This is a genomic window from Methylobacterium currus (assembly GCF_003058325.1).
Lineage (GTDB): Bacteria > Pseudomonadota > Alphaproteobacteria > Rhizobiales > Beijerinckiaceae > Methylobacterium > Methylobacterium currus.
Genome location: NZ_CP028843.1, coordinates 961,983 through 984,190, shown reverse-complemented (window position 1 = coordinate 984,190; position 22,208 = coordinate 961,983). Strand labels below are relative to the sequence as shown.

General features: G+C 72.0%; 23 protein-coding genes. 13 read left to right on the top strand and 10 right to left on the bottom strand.

From position 1 onward, the window contains the following. Positions 1–174: 174 nt before the first annotated feature. The 3 genes from DA075_RS04490 to DA075_RS04480 form a co-directional block, all read right to left on the bottom strand. On the bottom strand, positions 175–798 hold the full coding sequence (locus DA075_RS04490) for a response regulator transcription factor (RefSeq protein ID WP_099952193.1): 624 nt from the start codon (positions 796–798) through the stop codon (positions 175–177). Positions 799–887: 89 nt separating this feature from the next. Continuing rightward, on the bottom strand, positions 888–1,271 hold the full coding sequence (locus DA075_RS04485) for a response regulator (protein ID WP_099952192.1): 384 nt from the start codon (positions 1,269–1,271) through the stop codon (positions 888–890). Beyond that, positions 1,253–2,791 carry a sensor histidine kinase gene (locus DA075_RS04480; protein ID WP_099952191.1) on the bottom strand — a complete coding sequence of 513 codons (1,539 nt, stop codon included), beginning with the start codon at positions 2,789–2,791 and terminating at the stop codon, positions 1,253–1,255. The genes DA075_RS04485 and DA075_RS04480 overlap by 19 nt, the downstream gene beginning before the upstream one ends. Positions 2,792–2,970: 179 nt before the next feature. Between DA075_RS04480 and DA075_RS04475 the strand changes: the two genes are divergently transcribed. Further along, entirely contained in the window at positions 2,971–3,873 is a 903-nt protein-coding gene (locus tag DA075_RS04475; protein ID WP_099952190.1) for a helix-turn-helix domain-containing protein, read from the top strand. Positions 3,874–4,070: 197 nt separating this feature from the next. Further along, positions 4,071–4,982 (top strand): helix-turn-helix domain-containing protein, encoded by a 912-nt coding sequence (locus DA075_RS04470; protein WP_099956402.1) that lies wholly within the window; start codon positions 4,071–4,073, stop codon positions 4,980–4,982. A gap of 11 nt (positions 4,983–4,993) precedes the next feature. On the opposite strand, the gene DA075_RS04465 is transcribed toward DA075_RS04470, so the two are convergent. The 6 genes from DA075_RS04465 to DA075_RS04440 form a co-directional block, all read right to left on the bottom strand. Then, a complete protein-coding gene (locus DA075_RS04465; RefSeq protein ID WP_232386311.1) occupies positions 4,994–5,683 on the bottom strand; it encodes a TetR/AcrR family transcriptional regulator in 690 nt (229 codons plus the stop codon). Positions 5,684–5,827: 144 nt separating this feature from the next. Continuing rightward, positions 5,828–6,286, bottom strand: coding sequence for a cupin domain-containing protein (locus tag DA075_RS04460; protein WP_244936502.1), 459 nt, complete (start codon positions 6,284–6,286; stop codon positions 5,828–5,830). A 13-nt stretch (positions 6,287–6,299) separates the two neighbouring features. Then, the gene (actP, locus tag DA075_RS04455; RefSeq protein ID WP_174800058.1) at positions 6,300–7,964 is read right to left on the bottom strand and encodes a cation/acetate symporter ActP; all 1,665 of its coding nucleotides are present in this window, start codon (positions 7,962–7,964) and stop codon (positions 6,300–6,302) included. Beyond that, positions 7,961–8,290, bottom strand: a complete 330-nt coding sequence (locus DA075_RS04450; protein WP_244936501.1) for a DUF485 domain-containing protein — start codon at positions 8,288–8,290, stop codon at positions 7,961–7,963. The genes actP and DA075_RS04450 overlap by 4 nt, the downstream gene beginning before the upstream one ends. A 15-nt stretch (positions 8,291–8,305) precedes the next feature. Further along, on the bottom strand, positions 8,306–9,538 hold the full coding sequence (locus tag DA075_RS04445) for an FAD binding domain-containing protein (protein WP_414468060.1): 1,233 nt from the start codon (positions 9,536–9,538) through the stop codon (positions 8,306–8,308). 125 nt (positions 9,539–9,663) lie between these two features. Beyond that, entirely contained in the window at positions 9,664–10,539 is an 876-nt protein-coding gene (locus DA075_RS04440) for a LysR family transcriptional regulator (RefSeq protein WP_099952186.1), read from the bottom strand. 120 nt (positions 10,540–10,659) lie between these two features. Between DA075_RS04440 and DA075_RS04435 the strand changes: the two genes are divergently transcribed. From DA075_RS04435 to DA075_RS04420, 5 genes are all read left to right on the top strand, one after another. Next, complete coding sequence (locus DA075_RS04435; protein WP_210207017.1) at positions 10,660–11,847, top strand: MFS transporter; 1,188 nt, start codon at positions 10,660–10,662, stop codon at positions 11,845–11,847. Positions 11,848–11,937: 90 nt separating this feature from the next. After that, positions 11,938–12,498, top strand: coding sequence for a hypothetical protein (locus tag DA075_RS04430; protein WP_099952185.1), 561 nt, complete (start codon positions 11,938–11,940; stop codon positions 12,496–12,498). Positions 12,499–12,724: 226 nt separating this feature from the next. After that, on the top strand, positions 12,725–12,898 hold the full coding sequence (locus DA075_RS36390; protein WP_164712206.1) for a hypothetical protein: 174 nt from the start codon (positions 12,725–12,727) through the stop codon (positions 12,896–12,898). Next, positions 12,882–13,226 (top strand): hypothetical protein, encoded by a 345-nt coding sequence (locus DA075_RS04425; RefSeq protein WP_123834122.1) that lies wholly within the window; start codon positions 12,882–12,884, stop codon positions 13,224–13,226. The genes DA075_RS36390 and DA075_RS04425 overlap by 17 nt, the downstream gene beginning before the upstream one ends. A gap of 415 nt (positions 13,227–13,641) precedes the next feature. Then, positions 13,642–14,457 carry an alpha/beta fold hydrolase gene (locus DA075_RS04420; RefSeq protein WP_099952183.1) on the top strand — a complete coding sequence of 272 codons (816 nt, stop codon included), beginning with the start codon at positions 13,642–13,644 and terminating at the stop codon, positions 14,455–14,457. Positions 14,458–14,634: 177 nt separating this feature from the next. Here DA075_RS04420 and DA075_RS04415 read toward each other — a convergent pair whose 3' ends face one another. Then, the gene (locus DA075_RS04415) at positions 14,635–15,876 is read right to left on the bottom strand and encodes an adenylate/guanylate cyclase domain-containing protein (protein WP_099952182.1); all 1,242 of its coding nucleotides are present in this window, start codon (positions 15,874–15,876) and stop codon (positions 14,635–14,637) included. 282 nt (positions 15,877–16,158) lie between these two features. Between DA075_RS04415 and DA075_RS04410 the strand changes: the two genes are divergently transcribed. The 6 genes from DA075_RS04410 (at position 16,159) to DA075_RS04385 (ending at position 22,197) form a co-directional block, all read left to right on the top strand. Further along, the gene (locus DA075_RS04410; RefSeq protein ID WP_164712531.1) at positions 16,159–16,809 is read left to right on the top strand and encodes a hydrolase; all 651 of its coding nucleotides are present in this window, start codon (positions 16,159–16,161) and stop codon (positions 16,807–16,809) included. A 47-nt stretch (positions 16,810–16,856) separates the two neighbouring features. Continuing rightward, positions 16,857–17,090 carry a DUF1427 family protein gene (locus tag DA075_RS04405; RefSeq protein ID WP_099952180.1) on the top strand — a complete coding sequence of 78 codons (234 nt, stop codon included), beginning with the start codon at positions 16,857–16,859 and terminating at the stop codon, positions 17,088–17,090. A gap of 38 nt (positions 17,091–17,128) precedes the next feature. Further along, positions 17,129–19,018: an amidohydrolase gene (locus DA075_RS04400; protein WP_099952179.1), complete on the top strand. Its 1,890-nt coding sequence runs from the start codon at positions 17,129–17,131 to the stop codon at positions 19,016–19,018. Between the two features lie 103 nt (positions 19,019–19,121). After that, a complete protein-coding gene (locus DA075_RS04395; protein ID WP_420813112.1) occupies positions 19,122–20,009 on the top strand; it encodes a glyoxalase in 888 nt (295 codons plus the stop codon). Further along, on the top strand, positions 20,006–21,409 hold the full coding sequence (locus DA075_RS04390) for an alginate export family protein (RefSeq protein ID WP_099952177.1): 1,404 nt from the start codon (positions 20,006–20,008) through the stop codon (positions 21,407–21,409). The genes DA075_RS04395 and DA075_RS04390 overlap by 4 nt, the downstream gene beginning before the upstream one ends. A gap of 29 nt (positions 21,410–21,438) precedes the next feature. Continuing rightward, positions 21,439–22,197, top strand: coding sequence for a YoaK family protein (locus DA075_RS04385; RefSeq protein WP_099952176.1), 759 nt, complete (start codon positions 21,439–21,441; stop codon positions 22,195–22,197). The last annotated feature ends 11 nt before the right edge of the window (positions 22,198–22,208 follow it).

Sequence of the window (22,208 nt, the reverse complement as noted above, 5' to 3'; positions counted from 1 at the left end):
AGCGCCGGCGCCCGTTCGGGCTTAGCCGGCGCCTTCGAACGGGCCCGTTCGAAGGCGCTGCGGTATGACATCCGCCCAGGAGCCGAATCCGGGCTCGGGCCCCGACTCCCCGCCGAGAATGACGGTCAGGTGCCGGTCGCCCTCTGGGAGGCGCGCGAAATCGGGGCCGGTACCTCAGCGCTGGCGCGGTGCCTCGATGCCGAGTTCGCCGGCCATCCGGACGAGGTCGGCGAGCGAGCGGGCCTCCATCTTCTCCATCACCCGGCGCTTGTGGACCTTGGCGGTGATCTCGGAGACCCCGAGCTCGGCGGCGATCTGCTTGTTCATCAGGCCGCCGATGGCGAGGCCGAACACGTCGCGCTCGCGCACCGTCAGGGAGGCGAGCCGGAGCGCGAGGGCGTCCCGGGCGATCCGCGCCGCGACCGAGGCCGCATCGAGGGCGAGCGCGCGGTCGATGGCCGCGAGGATGTCGTCGCCCTCGGCCGGCTTCGTCAGGAACTCGACCGCCCCGCCCCGCATCGCCCGCACGGTCATCGGGATCGTGCCGTAGCCGGTCAGGAAGATGATCGGGATCGTGGTGCCGGAGGCCTGAAACCGGGCCTGGACGTCGAGGCCGTCATCATGCGTCAGCCGGACGTCGAGGAGAATGCAGGCCGGGCGCTCGACATCCGGGTTGGCGAGCAGGCCCGACGCGTCGGCATGTCCTTCGGCCTTCAGCCCGGCCGAGCCGCAGAGGCGGACGAGGGCCGTGCGCAAGGCCGCGTCGTCGTCGACGATGTGAACGGTGCCGGTCTGCATCGGGATCGGGGTGAACGCGCCGCCGGCGAGCGGGCCGGTCGACGGGGACCGGCGCGGGGAAGCGCGGCCGGCGATGATCTAACACAGAATCAGGGCGTGTCGAACACGCCGGCGAGGCAGCGCTCGAGCTCCTCGGCGTCGAACGGCTTGGCGAGGCACGCGAAGGCGCCGCAGGCGAGTGCCTGCCTGCGGGTCGCGTCGCTCGGGGTGGCGGTGATGAGGATCACCCGCAGCCGGGGGCGGCGCAGCCGCAGCCGGCGCAGCAGGTCGAGGCCGGAGAGGCCCGGCATCTGCAGGTCGGTGACGACGCAGCCGGGCTCGACGGTGCCGAGCGCGGCGAGCAGCTGCCCGGCGGTCTCGAACGGCATCGGCACGTAGCCCAGCGCCTCGGTGAGGCGGGTCAGGGCGCGGCGGACCGCCGGATCGTCGTCGACGATCGCGACGGCGCGGGGGGTCAGGCCGGGTCCCGGCATGCGGTCGGAAGCCGGACGTGGAAGGCGGCCCCGCCCCCCGGCGCCTCGTCGAGCCAGAGGTCGCCGCCATGGGCATCGATGCAGCTGCGGCAGATCGCCAGTCCCATGCCCATGCCGCCGGGCTTCGTCGAGTGGAACGGCTCGAAGATGCGGGCCCGCTGCTCCGGGGGCACGCCCGGTCCGGTGTCGCTCACCGTGACCCGGACGGCACCGGGCTCGCCCCGAACCGTGATCCCGACATCGCGCCGCCCGGCCGATCCCGCCACCGCCTGGGCGGCGTTGACGAGCAGGTTGACGAGGACCTGCTCGAGCTGGACGAGGTCGCCGGTGACCGGCTTCAGGCCGGGATCGGCGCTGAGGAGGAGGGCGGCGCCGTTGGCGCGCAGCTCGCGCTCGGCGAGCAGCGTCGCCTCGCGGGCCGCCTGCACGAGGTCGACGGGCGCCAGCGCCAGGGATGCCGTGCCGAACAGGGAGCGGGTGCGGGCGACGACGTCGCGAGCCCGCCGCGCCTCGGAGACGACGTCCGTGAGGGCGGCCGTCACCTCGGCGAGGTCCGGCTCGGGCCGCTTCAGCCAGCGCAGGGCGGCCTGGGCATTGGCGGCGATCGCGGCGAGCGGCGTGTTGACCTCGTGGGCGATCGACGCGCTCACCGCCCCGACGGTGATCGAGCGGGCGGCCCGGGCGAGGTCGCTCTCGGCGGCGGCGAGCCGCGCCTGCGCCTGCTTGTAGGCCGTGATGTCGAGGGAGGTGACGAGGATGTCGGAGAACTCGGCGCAGTCGCGCGGCAGCATGGCGGTGAACAGCACGTCGCTCTGCTGGCCGTCCGCCCGGACGATGTGGGCCTCGGAGCGGAAGAAGCGGTCGCCGCGACCGATCGCGACGAGCCACTGCATGAAGGTCTGGTCGGTCTCGGGCAGCAGCCGGTCGAGCGGGCCGAGGAAGGCCGCCTTGTCGCGTGCGCCGGTCTCCTCCAGCGTGAAGGCGTTGACGTCCTTGATCAGCACCCGGCCGCAGAGCGCCCGCAGCTCCGCCGGCCGCGCGGCGAAGTAGCCTTCGAGGTCCGCGACGCCGGCCCGGCGCAGGCGCGCGACGGCCTCGCCCACTGCGCTCCAGTCCTCCCGCCACATCGAGATCCCGGCGCGCTCGAAGATCGCGGAGAACCGCGCCTCGCTCGCCCGCAGGGTGCGCCGGAGCCGCGCGACGTGCAAGGTGCCGAAGACGGCGGCGAGCAGGCCCGCCCCGGCGGCCGCGACCGAACCCGCCGCGATACCCCATCCGGCGAGCAGCGCCGGAACCAGGACCGCCAGGCCGGCCTTCGCGCCGTCCTCGACGAGGCCCGGCCAGCGGCGGCGGGGGGCCGAGTGCATCCAGGCCGGCAGCGCGTCCGTGCAGGCGGAGCCGGCATGGGCCGAGGCGAGGCTGGGCCACCGCGAGAAGACCTGTCCCGAGCCCTGCCCCGAGTTCTGCCCCAAGTCCTGCCCCAAGCCCTGCCCCAAGCCCTGCTCTGAGCCGTGCCCCATGCCGTCCTCCGCCCGGGGCGTGGTTCGGGTGTCGTCGCGACACGCCCGATCGCCGTGATGCGCGCGGGCCGGCCTCGGTGGCGCGCGCGTATGCGGAGGCTCTAGGCGAACCCGCCGCCCCCGTCGTCGATACGGGTGTATAATAGCGCGGCCGTGCGGCGGCTTGGACATTGTCGCGCATGGATCTGCATTCTCACGGCGCGTTCAAGTTTCCCAAGGCCGGCCTCGTCGCCTCGTCGCAGGAGCGGGGCTGGTCGGGCGTGGCGGCGGAGCTGCGCTGTCACCCGCCCGGGGAGCTGCCGGCGATCGTGCCGACGCAGATGGAGATCACCATCGCGACGCGGCGCAGCCCCGGCGCCTATGTCAGCCGCAAAGGCGCGGGCCAGCGCCAGCGCACCGCCGTGGAGGCGGGCACCGTGTGGTTCTGCCCGGTCGGCGTGGCCGAGGACGACATCGTCATCTCGGGCGCCCTGCACGACATCCTGCATGTCTACCTGCCGGTCGAACGCTTCGCCCACATGGCGGACCTCTACGGCGACCCGCGGATCCGCGCCGACGCGGTCCGCTATCTCGCCGATGTCGACGACGACCTCGTCCGCCAGCTCGGGCTCGCGATCGGCCGCGAGCTCCAGGCCGAGACCTCCGCCGGACGGATGCTGGTCGAGGCGGCCTCGCTGTCGCTGGTGGCGCGGGTCGCGCAGATGTACGGGCACGACCGCCCGGAGCGGGCCGAGGCGGTCGAGGCCGCCTCGACCTGCCAGGCCCGGATCCGCCGGGTGACGGACTTCATCCGCGACAACCTCGACCGCGACCTCACCGTGGCCGAACTCGCGGAGGTGGCCTGCCTGAGCCCGTTCCACTTCTCGCGGATGTTCAAGGCGGTCACCGGGAGCACGCCGCACAGCTTCGTCAGCGCCGCGCGTCTCGAGGAGGCCCGTCGCCTCCTGTCCCGGACCGCGGCGCCGCTCGGCGAGATCGCCCATCGCTCGGGCTTCTCCGGACAATCCGCCTTCAACATCGCGTTCAAGCGGGCGACCGGCTGCACGCCGGGCGACTATCGACGCCAGCAAAATCCGCAATAGCAAGCGCTGCAAAGACCAGAGCAGGAATCGAAAAGACGGTTCTTTCAGCCTCTGTGATCATGCACCCGTAGCCTCCGGGTGCTGGAATGATTCTCGATTACGCTTCCTCATCGCCTCGCACGCGCAAGGTGCCGCTATGGCCCGACCGTGACGGGCGTGCGTCGCCCGGCCGGATGCCGGGCCTGAACGGTGCGCGCATGGCCGATCACCTCGGTGTCCGGGCGGGCGCGACGCTGAGCGTGCCGCACCGGACCGGCGGCCCCCTGGTCGTCACCCGCCTCCAGGGCCTGCTCGCGCCCGGCGTCCAGACCCCGCCCCTGAAGCAGGAGGCGGCGTACAGCATCGTGGTGCAGGTGCGGCCGCTGCAGCATCACGACTTCATCGTGGGCGGGCGGCAGGTTCATGCCGGCGCCGTTCCGGCCGATGCCGTCAGCGTCGTGAGCCTCGCGGATTGTCCACGCTCGGTCATGAGCGGCCCTCTCGACGCGGTCCAGTTCTACGTGCCGCACGCCCTCGTCGACGCCGTGGCCCGGGAGAACGACGTCCCGCCTCCCTCCCACCTCGCCTGGCCGCGGGCGGACCGGGATCCGGTCGCCGCCGGCCTCGTCGCCCTGCTGCTTCCGGCGCTGGCCGAGCCCGGGCCGGCGCGGGCGATGTTCGTCGAGCACACCGCCATGGCCTTCCTCGCCCATGCCCTCGCGCGCTACGGCGGCGGTGCCGCTCCTGCGGCACGGCCGGTCCGAAGCGGCCTCTCGCCCTGGCAGGAGCGCCGCGCCCGGGACATGATGCAGGCGCGCTTCGGGACGGCCCTGACGATCGCCGAGGTTGCCCGGGCCTGCAAATTGTCGCCGAGCTACTTCGCGGCGGCCTTCCGGCGCAGCACCGGCCAGTCGCCGCACCGCACCCTGTCGGATCTCCGCATCGCCGAGGCGAAGCGCCTGATGCTCGGCACCGGGCTGCCGTTGGCGGAGGTGGCTTTGCTCTGCGGCTTCGGCGACCAGAGCTACTTCACGCGAGCGTTCTCGCAGGCAATCGGCACGAGCCCGGGGCAGTGGCGGCGGCTGAACCGGCAGGGTGGTAGCGCGGCGCACCAAGCAGAGGATCTTTAGGCAGAGGAGATTCAGACGGCGCGCGGCGCGGCCCCCTCGACGCCGATCACCGATCCCGCCCCGTCAAGGAACAGCCGCACCTTCATGGCGACGATCTCCGACACGTCGTCGACCGGCATGGTGTACACGAACTTGCGCACGCCGAGATAGAAGATTCCGGCGTGCAGGCTCCAGATCGCCTCGATCTCGAGCGGCGTGATCGGCCGCTCCGCGATCGGCGGGCGGCCCAGCTCGTCCCGGATTTGCGCGATGATCAGGGTGAAGACCCGCTCCTTGAGCAGGTCGAGGTAGCGGGTGTTGAAGTCGAGGCCTTTCAGGCCGGCGAACATGAACAGGCGGATCCACTCGTAGGTGAGGATCACGCTCGCATAGTCGGTGTAGAAGGCAGTGAGCCGCTCGCGCAGCGGGCGGGACGTGTCGCGGATCGTCTCCTCCCAGAACGGGTTCCAGCGGCGCAGGAACACCTCCTGGTAGACGCGCTCGACGAGCGCCTCCTTGGTCGGGAAGTAGCGGTAGAGCAGCGGCTGGGTGACGTTGAGGCGCTTGGCGAGCTCCCGCGTCTGGCCCTCGAACCCGAACTCGGCGAAGAAGCCGACCGCTTCGCGCACGATCTCCTCCTCGCGCTGGGCGGGCGTCAGGCGGCGGCGCGCCACCTCGGACGGTCGCGCGGGGGCCGGGGGCGTGCGGCGGGGAGCCGTCACGAATTTCGTCGTCGCATCCACTCCCACGACTTATCACGCGGCATCGCGGCTTGGCCACCAGGTGCCATGATCGGGTGCCGAGGCGGGTGGCGGCGGAACCGGCACTGAAGGCGGAGTGATCGCATGATCACTCCGCCGGCGACCTCACGCGGCGCCGTCGAGCCGGAGGGGCGGGTTGGCGCTGTCGAGGAACTCGACGGTGGTGAACACGAGCTCGGTCTCGCCGATATTCTCGAGGTCGTGGATCATGAAGTCGCCTGCCGCGTAGCGGTGGTGCTGGGTGTCGCCGGGGGCGTAGGTCACCTCGGCGACCCGGCCGTCGGCGTAGTGCGAGCGCGCCCGTCCGCCCGTGACCGCCGTCCAGAAGTAATCGAGCACGTGGGTGTGGAAGCCGATCCGCTCGCCCGGCTTGAGGCTGAGCAGCCAGACCCGGACCCGGTCGGTCTCGGAGACGAGCCGGCTGCCGACCCGCCCGTTGCCGGCGCGCGCGGCGAAGTCCCGGCGCAAGGATTCGGGCCAGGCCTCGGGCGGGGTCGGCCAGTCGTAGGGTGCGGAGCCGCAGGGCGCTGAGGCGTGGGATGCGGAGTCGTAGGACGCGGTCATGGGAGGCTCCTCATCAATGGGCGGCGACGGGGTGGGGCCGGGCGCGGCCGGTCTGGGCGGTGACGTGCTGGGCGCGGAAGGCGGCGCGGGCGGCGGCCGCCGCCGGGCTGCGGTCGAGGCGCGAGACCGCGACCGCCGTCAGGAAGGCGAGCGGTACCGAGACCAGGGCCGGATTGTCATACGGGAACGGCGCGGCGCCCAAGGACAGGATTGCGGTCCAGATCCCGGGCCCGAGGAGCATCAGGCCCAGCGCGCCGACGAGCCCGGCGAGGGATCCGGCGACGGCGCCCCGCGTGGTCAGGCCCGGCCAGGAGACCGAGAGCACCAGGACCGGGAAGTTGGCGCTCGCCGCGATGGCGAAGACCAGCCCGACCAGGAAGGCGATGTTCTGGTTCTCGAAGGCGAGGCCGAGCGCCATCGCGCAGAGGCTGATGGCCACCGTGGCGCCCTTCGAGACCCGCACCTCCTCGGCTTCGCTGGCTCGGCCCCGGCGCAAGACCCGGGCGTAGAGGTCGTGGCTCGCCGCCGAGGCGCCGGCGATGGCCAGCCCCGAGACCACCGCCAGGATGGTCGCGAAGGCGACGGCCGAGATGAAGCCGAGGAGCGGCGCGCCGCCGAGCCGCTCGGCGAGGTGGAGCGCCACCATGTTGGGCCCGCCGATCAGCCGTCCGGCGGCGTCCGTGAAGGCCGGCTCGCCGAGCACGAGCGCGATCGCCCCGAAGCCGAGGACGAACAGCAGGGTATAGAACACCGTGATGAAGCCGGTGGCGACCAGCACCGAGAGCCGGGCCTGGCGGGCATCCGCCACGGTGAAGAACCGCATCAGGATATGCGGCAGGCCGGCGGTGCCGAAGATCAGCGCGACCCCGAGCGACAGGGCCGAGACCGGATCGCGCACGAGGCCGCCCGGCGCCATGATCGCGTGGCCCTTAGGGTGGAGGGCGACCGCCCGGGCGAACAGGGCCTCCGGGCTGAAGCCGAAGCGGGCGAGGATCAGCCCGGCCATCAAAGCCGTGCCGAAGAGCAGCAGCACCGCCTTGATGATCTGCACCCAGGTCGTCGCCCGCATGCCCCCGAAGGCGACGTAGAGCATCATCAGCACGCCGACGAGGGCGACCGCGGTGGCGTAGGGCAGGCCGAACAGCAGCTCGATCAGCTTGCCGGCTCCGACCATCTGGGCGATCAGGTAGAGGAGCACGATGACGAGGGTGTTGAGGCCCGCGACCAGGCGCACCGGCACCTCGGACAGGCGGTAGGCGACCACGTCCGCGAAGGTGTATCGGCCGAGGTTGCGCAGGGGCTCGGCGATGAGGAACAGGATCATCGGGAAGCCGACCAGGAAGCCGACCGCGTAGATCATCCCGTCATAGCCCGAGCCGTAGACGAGGGCCGTCACGCCCAGGAAGGTCGCGGCCGAGGTGTAGTCGCCCGCGATGGCGAGCCCGTTCTGGACCCCGCCGAGGGAGCCGCCGGCGGCGTAGAAGTCGCTCGCCGTGCGGGTGCCGCGCCGCGCGGCCCGGGCGGTGATGGCCAGCGTGAGGGTCACGAAGGCGACGAAGAGCCCGATCGCGACCGGGTTGAGGGCCTGGCGGCTCGTCGGGCCCGACAGGGCGTCGGCCGCGGCCGGTCCCGTGAGCGCCAGCGCTGCCAGCGCCGGCAGGAGAATGCGGGCGATCATCGCAGGTCCTCCCGCAGGCGGTCGCTCAGGGTGTCGAGCCGGGTATTGGCGACCGCGACGTAGATTGCCGTCAGGACGAAGCCGAGGGCGAGCAGCCCCGCCCCGGCGACGATGCCCCAGGTCGTCGTCGCGCCCTCCGCAATCGGCCTGCCGAGGAGGCCCGGCCGGAACGCGATGGTGAGGATGTAGGCGAAGTAGGCCCCCGCCATCGCCGTCGCGAGCACCCGCCCGAGGCAGCAGCGCTCGAAGGCGAGGCGGCGGAAGGCCGGATGGCCTTCGATCCGCTCGATCTCCATGGGGTCGTCCTCCTGTGTTTCTCTGGGCATGAGGTTTTTTCGGAGTCAGGCGGCGAGCCCGGCCGCCACGGCGGTTTCTGCCATCACGGCCTCGGGCGACCGGTGGCGCTCGGCGAGCGCCCGCTCGCGGGGGGTGAGGATCTGCGCCTGCATGGAGGCGCCGAGCTCCCGCGCCCGCAGGACGACGGCGCGGCCGACGGCGAGGCGCGCGGCCTCGAACTGCGACAGCGCGGCGGGGAGGTCGTGCGGGTGGGCGTCGAGCGCCCGCGCCAGGGCGTCGGCGTCGGCGGCCGCCTTGGTCACCCCCATGCCGACATGCGGCCGGGCCACGAAGGCGGCGTCGCCCAGGATCACCGTGCGGCGGCCGAGCGCCATCCGGGGCGTCTCGAGGTCCTGGATCGCCTGCAGGAACGGCTGTCCGGTGCGCTCGACGACCTCCGCGAAGGGCGGCGCGAGGAGCCGGCGCGCATCCCGCCGCATTCCGGCGATCACCTCCGGGCGGATCCGGTTCGGGGCGATCGAGAGCGGCTGGGCGAGGCCGTCGATGTCGGTGAGCAGCCCCGCGAGATCGGGCCCGGCGGCCGGGCGGTACCAGACGAAGTTGAAGCGCCGCCCGCCCCGTCCTTCGCCGGCGACCGGATAGCCCAGCATCTGCTCGCCGGGCGGCAGGCAGAAGCTGAAATGGTCGCAGAGCGCCGCGCGGGTCTCGTCCGTCAGGTCGGCCTCGTCGACGAGGCCGCGCCAGGCGACGTAGCCGGCATAGAGCGGTGCCACCTCGGGGAGATGGTGCGTCCGCACCGTCGAGCCGATGCCGTCGGCGCCGACGAGCAGGTCGCCGCGGGCGGTGCTGCCGTCGGCGAAATGCGCGGTGACCGCGTCCTCCGCCTCCTCGACGCGCACGAGGCTGCGGCCCGACCGGTAGGCAATCGCGGGGAGCGCCTGGTGCAGCAACCCGTGGAGATGGCCCCAGGCGGTAAGCACCTGCGGCAGGGCGCGCTCGGCGAGGAGCGCCCCGTCGATGCCGAAGACCCGGCGCCCGCTCACCGCGACGCCGACCTCGGCCTCGTCCCGCGCGATGCCGGCGCGGGCCAGCACCGCGAACAGCTCCGGATGGGTGACGATCCCCGCGCCGCGCCCCGACAGGCCGCCGGCCACCCGCTCGTGCACCTCGACCTCCCAGCCGGAGCGGCGCAGCAGCAGGGCCGCGAACAGCCCCCCGAGCGAGCCTCCGACGATGATCGCCCGCCTGGCTGCGGGCTGCGCCTCGATGGCCATCATGGTCCTCCCCGGCGTCCGGGCGCGTCGTGCGGCAGCCCGTCGTGCCTACAAATTATCGATCGATAATTTGCGCGGCGACCAGGAAGGCGTCAAGCGCTATTTATCAATCGAACATTAAGGCCGCCTCACGCTTCCAGCCGCCCGGCGAGGAACCGGATGAACAGCCGCACCTTGGCCGGGACCATCCGGCGCGTCGGGTAGACCGCCCAGATCGCCAGCGGCTCCGGCTCGCCCTCCGCCAGCCGCACCTCCGCGAGGAGGCCGCGCTCGACCTCGTCGGCCACGTCCCAGCGCGACAGCATCGCGATGCCGAGGCCGCCGAGGCAGGCCTGGTGCAGGCCCTCGATGGTGTTGGCGGTGAAGCGGCCTGTCACCCGCACGGAGACCGGCTGCCCGGCCGCTCCGATCGCCCAGTGGCCGGCGCCCGCCAGCGCCAGGCATTCATGGGCGGCGAGATCGGCCGCCCGCACCGGCATCCCGGCGGCGGCGAGGTAGCCGGGCGTCGCGAACAGGCCGCGCGGGCTCGCCCCTAAGCGGCGCGCCACCAGGCTCGAGTCGCTCAAGGCCGCGATGCGGATCCCGAGATCGAGCCCCTCCCCCACCAGGTCGACGACGCTGTCGGTGAGGACGAGGTCGACACGGACTTCCGGATGCGCCCGCATGAAGGCGACGAGCGCCGGGGCGACGACCTTGCGGCCGAAGGCCGTCGAGGCGGTGAGGCGCAGCCGCCCGGTGGCGCCGGCCTCCGCCGGGCGCACGCTGGCGAGCGCCGCGTCGCGCTCCTCCAGCAGGGCCTGGGCGTGGGCGAGGAAGACCTGCCCCTCGTCGGTGAGGGAGAGCGAGCGCGTCGTGCGGTGCAGCAGGCGAACCCCGAGCTCGCGCTCGAGACCCGACAGGCTGCGGGTCGCGGCCATCGGGGTGATGTGCAGTCGCCGCGCCGCCGCCGCGAGGCTGCCGGCGCCGACCGCCTCGGTCAGGACGGAGAGAGCGAGAAAGTCCACAATAACGCGCCACGTTACAATCGCATATCACACGACGCTACTTCACCGCCTGGCGTGACGAAATACCTTGTCGGCGGACTGGCGCCGGCGAACGGAGCGGCCGGCCGATGGAGAAGGACCATGTCCGCTGAAGCCGCGGCCGAGAGGCCGGAGACCCGTGCGGCGACGCCTCGGGCGCGCACCTTCGCGATGGCGGCCGCCGCCGGCCTCGCGGTCGCCAATATCTACTACAACCAGCCGATGCTGGCGCTGATCGAGCGCGACCTGCCGGGCGAGGCGACGGCCTTGATCCCGACCGCGACTCAACTCGGCTACGCGGCGGGGCTGTTCCTGCTGGTGCCCCTCGGCGATATTGTCGAGCGGCGCCGGCTCATCGTCGGTCAGTTCGGCGTGCTGGCGGCGGCGCTGGTCCTCGCGGCGGCGGCGCCGAGCGCGGGGCTCGTGGTGCTCGCCTCGCTCGCCGTCGGGCTCTCGGCGACGGTGGCGCAGCAGATCGTGCCCTTCGCGGCGCATCTCAGCCCGCCCGAGCGGCGCGGCGCCACCGTCGGCACGATCCTGTCGGGGATCCTGACCGGCATCCTGCTCAGCCGGACCCTCGCCGGGTTCGTCGCCACCCATGCCGGCTGGCGCGAGATGTTCTGGCTCGGCGTGCCGCTGTCCCTCGGCGCCGGCGCCCTGATGGCACTGACACTGCCGCCGAGCCGGCCCGACGCGACCCTGCGCTACGGCCCGCTGCTGGCCTCCCTCGCCGGGCTGTGGCGGGACTTTCCGCCCTTGCGCCTCGCCGCGGCCACGCAGGCGCTGATCTTCTCCGCCTTCACGGTGTTCTGGACCGTGCTGGCCTTCCGGCTTGCCGGGCCACCCTACGGCTACGGCGCCGACATCGCCGGCCTGTTCGGCATCGTGGGCGCCGTCGGCATCGCCGCCGCGCCGCTCGCCGGACGCCTCGCCGATCGCAGCGGCCCCGCGCGAATCGTCGCGACGGGCGCCGTCCTGACGCTCGTCTCGTGGGCGACCTTGAGCCTCTCCCCCTCTCTCGTCGTCCTGGTGGCCGGGGTGATCCTGCTCGATTTCGCCATGCAGGCGGCCCTCGTCGCCAACCAGCACATCGTCTTCGCCCTCAAGCCGGAGGCCCGGGCGCGGCTCAACACGATCCTGATGGGCGCGATGTTCCTCGGCGGCGCCGCCGGCTCGGCGTCCGGCACCGCCGCCTGGCAGGCGGGCGGCTGGCCGGCGGTGGCGGGCTTGGGGATCGCCCTCGGGACATTGGCGAGCGTGATCCAGGGTCTCGCGCTGCGGCGGCGCTGACGGAGCGCGCAGATGTCCAAGAGCTCCCGCGATCCCACAAGCACCGCCGCCCCCGGGCCGTGCTCCGATCCCCCGACAGGAGATGCCGTCATGCGCGTGAGACGCGTCATCGCCGGACTCGGGATCCCCCGGCCTTGCCGCCGCCGGGGGCGTTCCCCGCCGTCGCCCACCATCACCCCGGACCCGGGGACCGGGATCGGCCGCCGGTCCCAAGCCGCCTTCGCCCGCACCCTGCGCGAGGGCGTCGACCGCGCGGGGCGCCAGCTCGACCCGGCCTTCCCCTACGACCATCACGGCGCGACCACCGACGACGTGCGGGCGCTCTACGCCTTCTTCATGACCTGCCAGGCGGTCGCCGGGACAGCGGCGCCGAACGGACTCCCCGTCCCGCTGAACCTGCGCGTGACGCTCGCGGGCTGGAAGCGCCTGTCCCCGCGCCCCAAGGATCTCGCGCCTGGTCCGGGCAAGGACGAGGCGTGCACTGCGGCCACTACCTCGTTGAGGGCCTCGGCCATGCTGCGCGAGGAGTTCGGGCTGAACGCCGCCAAGTTCGGCGCCGAAGGCGCGCGGTCGCGTGAGCCTGCTCGCGGTGTCGGGTGCCACCAGGGCTGCGGAGCCGGAAAAGCTGCTCTTCCCCGACGACGGAGATGAGGTCCGCGACGATGCCGACGAACGCCGCATCGTCGACTTGGCCCATGGCGGCGAGGCGCCGTTCTCGCGAAAAGCCTGGCCTGCGCGGAGCAGCACCGCGTGTCCTTCTGCCGCCCGCATACCTGCATGACCCTGCGATATGGGACTTCGATACTGGTGCAACCCAGCCGTGCTTTACTTTAGCAAGCTTTGCTGACAGAGCATTCGCAAGAAGACGGGGGCAACGATGGCGGATTTCAAGCGGATGGTGATCGGGGCGGCGCTTCTGGCCTGCCTCGCCGGTGAGGTCGCGGCCCGGCAGATCAACCTTCCGTCGCGCGCCGATCGTCGGCATCGATGTCCCGGCCGCGTGGAAGACGAGCCCGACCAGCCGCGGCGTCGAGGTGAAGTCGCCCGATGAGGAAGTGTTCTTCTGGCTCGAGACCTATCGTCCCGCGGACGAGGCGGCGGTTCGCAAGGAGCATAACGGCTATTTCGCCGGGCAGGGCGTGACGATGGCGGGCGACCCGCAGATCTCGCGCTTCGAGGAAGGCTCGTTGAAGGTGCAGGCCACCGATCTGCCGGCGACGTGGCAGGGCAAGCCGACGGTGCTGCGCTACCTCGCGATCGATGCCGGCCTGCCTGACGGCCGCATGGTGTTGCTCTCCTATTGGGCTTCGCCGGAGGGCGACCGCCGGCACGCGGCGGCCTTCAAGGCGATCGTGAACAGCCTCGGCTCGCCGAAGTAGGAGTCCAGCCGTCGGCCATGTCTCGCCGTACCGGCGGTGCTTGGGGCCGCCGAGCGCGTATTTCGACGAATCGGATACCGGTTCGTCGACGAACGTGCGGCGAAATCATGGACTGGGAACACGGCCGGGTGGCGAGGCGATCGGGCGGTGTTCACGCTCGCCGGGCTTGCCGTGGGTAGGCCGGCCCCCTGAGATTCCCGCGGATCGGCGGAAGGCGGATGCCCGCGATGGGGCGCGAGCGGGCACGCGCGGAGGTGCCGATCGCGTGTCGGTCCGGGGATGCCGCTCGTCCTGGAACCCCTGACCCGACCGCAGGCACGGCAGCGCGGATCCGCACAAGCCGCGCCGCGATCGTCCAATCCGCCCGACTCTCTCGGAGCCTATCCTGCGCCCGCCACACAAGCGGAAGCAGGACATGCCGACGATCAAGACCAAGGACGGGACCGAGATCTACTACAAGGATTGGGGCACCGGCCAGCCGATCCTGTTCAGCCACGGCTGGCCACTCTCGGCTGACATGTGGGACGCGCAGATGCTGTTCTTCGCCGAACGCGGCTACCGCGCGGTGGCGTTCGACCGGCGCGGCTTCGGCCGGTCGGGCCAGCCCTGGGGCGGCTACGATTACGACACGATGGCGGACGACATTGCGGCGCTGATCGACACGCTCGGCCTGCGCGACGTCGTGCTGGTCGGCTTCTCGATGGGCGGCGGCGACGTGACCCGCACCCTCGCCCGGCACGGCGCGGACCGGGTCGCCAAGCTCGCCCTCGTCAGCGCCGTCACGCCGATCTTCGGCAAGACCGCCGACCATGACGGGCCGGACCCGTCCTTCTTCGATGCCCTGAAAGCCGGGATCGTCAAGGACCGGGCGCAGTTCCTCGACGATTTCAATCCCGTCTTCTATGGCACCAACAAGGGGATGACCGTCTCGCAGGGCGTCTTCAAGCAGACGCTGCAGATCGCCCTCATGGCCTCGATCAAGGCCACGGTCGACTGCGCCACGGCCTTCGCCGAGACCGACTTCCGGCCCGACATGCACAAGATCGACGTGCCGACCCTGGTGGTCCACGGCGATGCCGACCAGGTCGTGCCGTTCGAAGCGACCGGCAAGCTCGCCGCCGAGATGATCCGCGGCGCGACGCTCAAGGTCTATCCGGGGGCGCCCCACGCCATCCCGACCACCCATGCCGACCGGCTCAACGCCGACCTCCTGGCCTTCATCGAGGGCTGACGGCGGCGCCGGGCCCAAATGCACCTCGCTGAACTCCCGCTGCGCTGACGCCGCCACCGCGAGCGACGACGGTGACCGGGAGTTTCGTGAGGGACATGTATGCCTTCGCGCCGACACGTCGATGCGAAGGCGTCCGGGGCATCAGCGCCGGCGCCCGTTCGAAAGCGCGTCGGAATTTTACTCCCCGGCGAGGCGATAGACCTCCAGCGGCTCGCCGACGCCGCGCAGCGGGTAGCTCCCGAGGCACGCCAGCGCCGTCGGCGCGTCGAGCAGGGCCGCGAAGGCGCCCGAGACCAGCACGTCGGCCTCGAGCACTTTGGTCAGCCCCTCCAGCCGGGCGGCGACGTTGACGGCCGGGCCGATGACGGTGAAGTCGAGCCGGGTGCGCGAGCCGATATTGCCGTACATCACCGCGCCGGCATGGACCCCGATCCCGTAGCCGAGGGCCTCGAGGCCTTGGCCCGTGCGGGCCCGGTTGAGGTCGCGCATCGCCCGGCGGGCCTCGTGGGCGGCCCGCAGCGTCGCGCCGCCGGCATCCGGCCGGTCGAGCGGGAAGATCGCCAGGAGGCCGTCGCCCATGAATTTCAGGATCTCGCCGCCGTTGCGCTCCACCGGGCAGCACACCGCGTCGAAATAGTCGTTGAGGAGGGCGATCACGTCGTCGCGCGGCCACAGCTCGGAGATCCGGGTGAAGCCGCGCAGGTCGATCACCATGATCGCCGCCTCGACGGTGACGCCGCTGCCCCGCCGCGTCGCGCCGTCCAGGATCATCCCGCCCGCATGCGGGCCGACATAGGTGTCGAGGAGGAGGCGCGTCAGGCGGTTCTTGTGGCGCACCTCGGTGACGACGGCGAGGGCCGGCAGCAGGTCCGCCAGGAGGGCGATCTCGGCGGCTGCGAACCCGCCCGGCCGGTCGCTCGCGAAGGTCGCCACGTGCCGTTTGCCCAACGAGTAGCGCAGCGGCCAGGCGACGAGGTCGGTCAGGCCCTGCCCCGCCATCAGGCGCGCCGTCTCGGGATGCCCGTCGTCGTCGGTTCCTCGGCCGGTTCCTCGGTGGGTTCCTTGGCGGCTTCCTTGGCTGGCCCCGCGGCGCTGTCGCACCATCGCGGCGCCGTCACGGATTCGCTGCCCCGGGCTGCCGCGAAAGCCCTCGGTCTCGAACAGCCCGTAATCGAGGTTGCGGGATTCCGGCCCGCTTCCCCCGAGCCGCCACCGGATCTCGATGCCGAGCCATTGCGGGTGGTTGGTGCGCAGGTGCAGCGCGGCATGCGCGACCGCGACGCCGTGGCGGCGCAGCCGGTCGCAGAACCCCGCGAAGACATCGTCGAGGTAGCGCTCGTCCAGCGTGTCGCGCAGCAGCCAGCCCAGCATCGCGTCGCGCGAGGTCTGCCCGTCGAGGGGATCGTGAGTCTCCGTCATGGCTCTCCCGGTCGGCCCGTGCCGCGGGCGCGGCCGGAACAGGATCGGCCGGCGCGCCGCCCGAGTCTTGTCGATTCTCGCGGTGTTCGGGCGCGCCGAGGAATGTTCCGCCGCGGGCCGGCGGAGAGCGGGCGTCGCAGCGCATTCGTCCAACCCGCGCGCAAAGCCTCCAATCCGCAGGGCGACCGCCGGCCTAGAAACCGGGCGCCGCCGACGCAACGCCGCGACGGCCGCGCCGGTCACGGTCCGAGAGGACGAGCGTAAGGAGCCCGACTCATGCCCATCACAGCGACGCCGACGCCCGGGAAGCGCCTCGTCTCGCCGCACGATCACACGCTGATCATGATCGACTTCCAGTCGCAGATGTCCTTCGCGACGAAGTCGATCGACGCCGTGACCCTGCGCAACAACGCCGCCCTGGTGTCGCGGGCGGCGGCGGGCTTCGGCGTGTCGACGGTGCTGACGACGGTGGCCGAGAAGAGCTTCTCGGGCCCGATGTTCGAGGAGATCACCTCGGCCTTCCCGGAGGAGACGCTCCTCGACCGGACCTCGATGAACACCTGGGAGGACGCCGCCGTGGTGGCCCGGGTGTCGGCGATCGGCAAGGACCGCCTCGTCTTCGCCGGCCTGTGGACCTCGGTCTGCATCGTCGGCCCGACCCTCTCGGCCCTCGACCAGGGCTTCGAGGTCTACGTCATCGCCGATGCCTGCGGCGACGTCTCCGACGAGGCGCATGAGCGCGCCATGCAGCGGATGATCCAGGCCGGCGTGCAGCCGATGACCTCGCTGCAATACATGCTGGAGCTGCAGCGCGACTGGGCCCGCACCGAGACCTACGAGATGACAACCGGCATCGCCAAGAAGTACGGCGGCGCCTACGGGCTCGGCATCATCTACGCCAAGTCGATGTTCGGCGCGTCCGAAGGCCACTGAGCCCGAGATCATCGGCCCAAGGTCATCGAGACAAGACCGGCGCGGCGATGCTGCCGTACCTCCTCTCCCTCGGCGCCGGCCTCGCGGTCGGCGTCGCCTACGGGCTGATCGGCGTGAAGTCGCCCGCGCCGCCGATCATCGCCCTCGTCGGCCTCCTCGGCATCCTGGCCGGCGAGATGGCCGTCTCCTCCTGGCGCGGCCACCCGGCCGCGCTGTCGAGCCTGCTCCACCGCAAGAGCTTCGCGGTCGAGCCGAAGGCGCCGAAACACCCGCCGGCCTGAAGGCCGGCCCCCGATCGTCCCCGACTAAGGAGCTTCGATTGAGCGCTGTGGCTCACCCCGACCTGATCCTGCGCGGCGGCCTCGTCACCACGCTCGATCCGGGCAATCCTACCGCCTCGGCGGTCGCGATCGCCGGCGGCGTCTTCACGGCGGTCGGGTCGGACCGCGAAGTGATGGGGCTCGCCGGGCCGGAGACGCGGGTCGTCGACCTCAGGGGCCGCCGGGTGGTGCCGGGCCTCATCGACAACCACCTCCACCTGATCCGCGGCGGGCTCAACTTCAACATGGAGCTGCGCTGGGACGGCGTGCGCTCGCTCGCCGACGCGATGGCGATGCTCAAGCGCCAGGTGGCGGTGACGCCGCCGCCGCAATGGGTGCGCGTCGTCGGCGGCTTCACCGAGCACCAATTCGCCGAGAAGCGCCTGCCGACTCTGGAAGAACTGAACGCCGTCGCCCCCGACACGCCGGTCTTCCTGCTCCACCTCTACGACCGGGCGCTCCTCAACGCCGCGGCGCTCCGCGCCGTCGGCTACACCAGGGACACGCCCGAGCCGCCGGGCGGGTCGATCCTGCGCGATGCGTCCGGCAACCCGACCGGGCTGCTCCTCGCCAAGCCGAACGCCGCGATCCTCTACGCCACCCTCGCCAAGGGCCCGAAGCTGCCCTTCGAGTACCAGGTCAACTCGACCCGCCACTTCATGCGCGAATTGAACCGGCTCGGCGTGACCGGGGCGGTCGATGCCGGCGGCGGCTTCCAGAACTATCCGGAGGATTACCGGGTCGTCCAGACGCTCGCCGAGGCCGGCCAGCTCACCGTGCGGCTCGCCTACAACCTGTTCACCCAGAAGCCGAAGGCCGAGAAGGAGGACTTTCTCGCCTGGACGACATCGTCCCGATACAAGCAGGGCGACGACTACTTCCGCCACAACGGCGCCGGCGAGATGCTGGTCTTCTCGGCCGCCGACTTCGAGGATTTCCGCCAGCCGCGGCCCGATCTGGCGCCCGAGATGGAGGACGAGCTCGAGGGCGTGGTGCGGGTGCTGGCCGAGAATCGCTGGCCCTGGCGCCTGCACGCCACCTACGACGAGACGATCTCCCGCGCCCTCGACGTGTTCGAGCGGGTCAACCAGGACATCCCGCTCCGGGGCCTGAACTGGTTCTTCGACCACGCCGAGACGATCTCGGAGGCCTCGATCGACCGGATCGCCGCGCTGGGCGGCGGCATCGCGATCCAGCACCGGATGGCCTATCAGGGCGAGGACTTCGTCGAGCGCTACGGCCACGGCGCCGCCGCCGCGACCCCGCCGGTGGCGCGGATGCTCGAGAAGGGCGTGCCGGTCTCGGCCGGCACCGATGCGACGCGGGTCGCCTCCTACAACCCGTGGGTCGCGATCTCCTGGCTCGTCACCGGCCGAACGGTCGGCGGGATGCAGCTCACGCCCCGCCGCAACTGCCTCGATCGCGAGACGGCTCTGCGGCTATGGACCGAGAAGGTGACCTGGTTCTCGAACGAGGAGGGCAAGAAGGGGCGCATCCAGGTGGGCCAGCTCGCCGACCTGATCGTCCCGGACCGCGACGTGCTCGCCTGCGCCGAGGCCGAGATCGCCGATACGGTGAGCGACCTGACGGTCGTGGGCGGCAAGGTGGTATACGCGGCGGGCCTCTTCTCGGCCCTCGACGACAATCCTCCGCCCCCGGCGATGCCGGACTGGTCGCCGGTGCGCACCTTCAAGGGCTACGGCGCCTGGGGCGAGCGCCCGGTGCGGGCGGAAGCCGCGGTGGCACGCGAGGCGAGCGCGTCCTGCGGCTGCGCGATGTCGTGCGGGCTGCACGGCCATGCCCACGCCACCGCCTGGTCGTCACAGGCGCCGGTCTCGGACCTGAAGAGCTTCTGGGGCGCGCTCGGCTGCGCCTGCTGGGCGGTGTGAGCCGCCGCCCCTGAACCCTCCCCCCCTGTGCGGTGGAGGGTCGGGCGTGCGCCTCACTTGACCCAACGAGATTTCATCACCGGCCAAGGGCCCGGAGATCACCATGACACGTACCCTCGCCGCTTCCCTCCTCGCGGCCGCCCTCCTCGCCACACCGGCTGTCGCGGAGGAGTACAAGGTCGCGGTCGCCCCGCAATACGACACCACCCACGTCTACGTCGCACCCGAGGAGGTCGACCGCTTCGTCGAGAGCTTCACCGCCACCTTCGGGGGCCGGAGCACCAAGCAGGTCGTCGCGACCGTGACGCCGACGCCGTCGAGCACCACCTCGCAGCTGATCCAGACGCCGGTCGGGACCGTCTCGCTGTTCGGCTTCAGGACGCCGATCCCCTACCCCTTCGGAGCGGAGCGGACCGGCTACCTCGTCACCGACATCGACGCGGCGGTCGCCGCCGCGCGCTCGGCCGGCGCCGCGGTGATCGTCCAGACCTTCCCCGACCCGATCGGCCGCGACGCCGTCATCCAGTGGCCGGGCGGCGTCGCCATGCAGCTCTACTGGCACAAGACGAAGCCCGACTACGCGCCCTTCGCGACGGTGCCGGAGAACCGCGTCTACGTCTCGCCCGACAGCGTCGAGGCCTTCGTCGGCGGCTTCCGCCGCTTCTCGCACGGTCAAGTGGTCTCCGATGACGGGAAGGCCCCCGGCATCGAGATCGGCCGGCCGGGCGAGACCTACCGGCGCCTGCGCCTGACTTCGGATTTCGGCCGCCTGACGGTGCTGGTGACCGACGGCCACCTGCCCTACCCCTACGGCCACGAGACCACCGGCTACGAGGTCGCCGACCTCGCCGGCACCCTCGCCAAGGCGACGGCGACCGGCGCGACCGTGCTCGTCGCCCCCTACTCCGCCGGCGACCGCAATGCCGCAATGGTGCGCTTCCCCGGCGGCTACGTCGCGGAAATCCACCAATCCGGCGCGGCGGCCCGGTGAGGTTCGCGCGGCCGGGTCTGCTCGTCGCGCTCTGCGCGCTGCTGAGCGCCGGCGCGCGCGCCGAGGACGTCGCGTCCGGCGCGGTCACCCGGCCGGCTACGAAGACGAACCGCTGGGCCGAGGACTGGTCGGGGCTCGCCGATCCGGCCCGGCGCACGCAAGCTTTCGACGACCTGAAATACATCCCGCTCTTCGCCGCCGACCCGAAGAGCTACCTGTCGCTCGGCCTGACCCTGCGCGAGCGCGTCGAGAGCAACCGCATGCCGGCCTTCGGCATCGGCGGGCCGCGGGGCGATTCCTACCTGCTGCAACGCCTGCAGATCCACCTCGACGCCCGCCTGAACGAGAACTGGCAGATCTTCGCGCAGCTGGAGGACGTGCGCGCGCCGGGGAAGCGCGTCATCACCTCGGTCGACGAGAACATCCTCGATCTGCGCCTCGCCTTCCTGTCCTACCGCGCCGCGGGCGAGGACGGGACCGTCAAGGCGCGGGTCGGACGCCAGGACTTCGCCTTCGACCTGCAGCGCTTCGTCTCCTCGCGCGACGGGCCGAACGTGCGCCAATCCTTCGACGCGCTCTGGGCCGATTGGGAATCCGGGCCGTGGCGGGTGCTCGGCTTCGTCAGCCAGCCGGTGCAGTATCGATTTGCCGAGCCCTTCGACGACATCTCCACGCGCGCCTTCCGCTTCAGCACCCTGCGGGTCGAGCGCAAGGTCCTGGGCGACCAAGAGCTCTCGGCCTATTGGGGCCTCTACGAGCGCGACGGCGCCCGCTTCCTCGACGCCGCCGGCACCGAGACCCGTCACGTCCTCGACATCCGCTATGCAGGCAGCGCCGGCAGGTTCGACTGGGATGTCGAGGCGATGGGCCAGTTCGGGCGTGTCGGCCGCGACGGCATCGCCGCCTGGGCGGCCGGCAGCCGCGTCGGCTACACGCTCGCCGACCTGCCGTGGCAACCGCGCCTCGGCCTCCAGGGCGACGCGGCCTCCGGTGACGGCCGCCGCGACGACGGCGTCCTCGGCACCTTCAACCCGCTCTTCCCGAACGGCTACTACTTCACCCTGGCCGGCTACACGAGTTACGCCAACCTCCTCCACCTCAAGCCCTCGCTGACCGTGCATCCGACGACCGGCCTCGCGGTCAGCGCGGCCCTGGGTCTGCAATGGCGCCAGACCGTTTCTGACGCGATCTACGTCCAGCCGAGCAACCCGGTGCCGGGCACCGCCGGCCGCGGGCATCCGTGGAGCGGCGCCTACGGCCAATTGCGGGCCGACTACGTCTTCGCGCCCGGCCTCACCGGCGCGGTCGAGGCGGTGCGCTTTTCCGCCGGCGACACGATCCGCCGGGCCGGCGGCAAGGACGGCACCTATCTCGGCGTCGAGCTGCGCACCGCTTGGTGACCCCCCCCTTCCCTCCACCGGATCAGCCCATGCGCCCCTCCCTTGCCCAGATCCTGAGCTTCGTCGGCGGCTATGTCGACACGATCGGCTTCCTCGCCCTGCAAGGCCTGTTCACCGCCCACGTCACCGGCAACTTCGTGACCTTCGGCGCCGCGATGGTGCACGGCGCCACCGGCGCCTGGGCGAAGCTCCTGGTGCTGCCGGTCTTCTGCGTCGCGGTCCTCCTGACCCGCCTGGCGAGCCACCGCCTGGAGGAGACGGGCCGGCCGGCCCTGCGCGTGCTGCTCGCCGCCCAGGGCGCCTTCCTGGCAATCGGAGCTTTCCTCGCCGTCGCCCTCGGGCCGTTCGCCGATGCCGACCGCCCGGCGGCGCTCCTCACCGGCATGGTGCTGGTCGCCGCGATGGCGGTCCAGAACGCGGCGCACCGGGCGCATCTTCCCGAGGCGCCGCCCTCGACCCTGATGACCGGCACGACGACGCAGATCATGATCGACCTCGCCGACCTCCTGCGCGGCGTGCCGGCCGAGCACGCGGCCCGGCGCCGGATCGCCCGCATGAGCGCCGGCGTCGCGGCCTTCGCCCTCGGCTCCGGGCTGGCGGCTCTGCTCTATTACCTCGTGGGGCTCGCGGCCCTGGCCCCCGCCCCGGCGCTGATCCTCGTCGCCGCCAAGGATCCGGCCTCCGCCAAGGATCCGGCCTCCGCCAAGGATCCGGCCTCCGCCAAGGATCCGGCCTCCGCCAAGGATCCGGCCTCCGCCAAGGATCCGGCCTCGGCGAAGGCGGCGTGACCCGGGCTGCC

Excerpts from the sequence above, each read along its gene's own strand:
- DA075_RS36390 (WP_164712206.1), top strand. The coding sequence starts at position 12,725 with ATGGCGGATTTCAAGCGGATGGTGATCGGGGCGGCGCTTCTGGCCTGC.
- DA075_RS04430 (WP_099952185.1), top strand. The coding sequence starts at position 11,938 with ATGCGCGTGAGACGCGTCATCGCCGGACTCGGGATCCCCCGGCCTTGC.
- DA075_RS04415 (WP_099952182.1), bottom strand. The coding sequence starts at position 15,876 with ATGACGGAGACTCACGATCCCCTCGACGGGCAGACCTCGCGCGACGCG.
- DA075_RS04490 (WP_099952193.1), bottom strand. The coding sequence starts at position 798 with ATGCAGACCGGCACCGTTCACATCGTCGACGACGACGCGGCCTTGCGC.
- actP (WP_174800058.1), bottom strand. The coding sequence starts at position 7,964 with ATGATCGCCCGCATTCTCCTGCCGGCGCTGGCAGCGCTGGCGCTCACG.
- DA075_RS04385 (WP_099952176.1), top strand. The coding sequence starts at position 21,439 with ATGCGCCCCTCCCTTGCCCAGATCCTGAGCTTCGTCGGCGGCTATGTC.
- DA075_RS04435 (WP_210207017.1), top strand. The coding sequence starts at position 10,660 with ATGTCCGCTGAAGCCGCGGCCGAGAGGCCGGAGACCCGTGCGGCGACG.
- DA075_RS04475 (WP_099952190.1), top strand. The coding sequence starts at position 2,971 with ATGGATCTGCATTCTCACGGCGCGTTCAAGTTTCCCAAGGCCGGCCTC.
- DA075_RS04395 (WP_420813112.1), top strand. The coding sequence starts at position 19,122 with ATGACACGTACCCTCGCCGCTTCCCTCCTCGCGGCCGCCCTCCTCGCC.
- DA075_RS04485 (WP_099952192.1), bottom strand. The coding sequence starts at position 1,271 with ATGCCGGGACCCGGCCTGACCCCCCGCGCCGTCGCGATCGTCGACGAC.
- DA075_RS04450 (WP_244936501.1), bottom strand. The coding sequence starts at position 8,290 with ATGCCCAGAGAAACACAGGAGGACGACCCCATGGAGATCGAGCGGATC.
- DA075_RS04420 (WP_099952183.1), top strand. The coding sequence starts at position 13,642 with ATGCCGACGATCAAGACCAAGGACGGGACCGAGATCTACTACAAGGAT.
- DA075_RS04405 (WP_099952180.1), top strand. The coding sequence starts at position 16,857 with ATGCTGCCGTACCTCCTCTCCCTCGGCGCCGGCCTCGCGGTCGGCGTC.
- DA075_RS04445 (WP_414468060.1), bottom strand. The coding sequence starts at position 9,538 with ATGATGGCCATCGAGGCGCAGCCCGCAGCCAGGCGGGCGATCATCGTC.
- DA075_RS04480 (WP_099952191.1), bottom strand. The coding sequence starts at position 2,791 with ATGGGGCACGGCTCAGAGCAGGGCTTGGGGCAGGGCTTGGGGCAGGAC.
- DA075_RS04470 (WP_099956402.1), top strand. The coding sequence starts at position 4,071 with ATGGCCGATCACCTCGGTGTCCGGGCGGGCGCGACGCTGAGCGTGCCG.
- DA075_RS04460 (WP_244936502.1), bottom strand. The coding sequence starts at position 6,286 with ATGACCGCGTCCTACGACTCCGCATCCCACGCCTCAGCGCCCTGCGGC.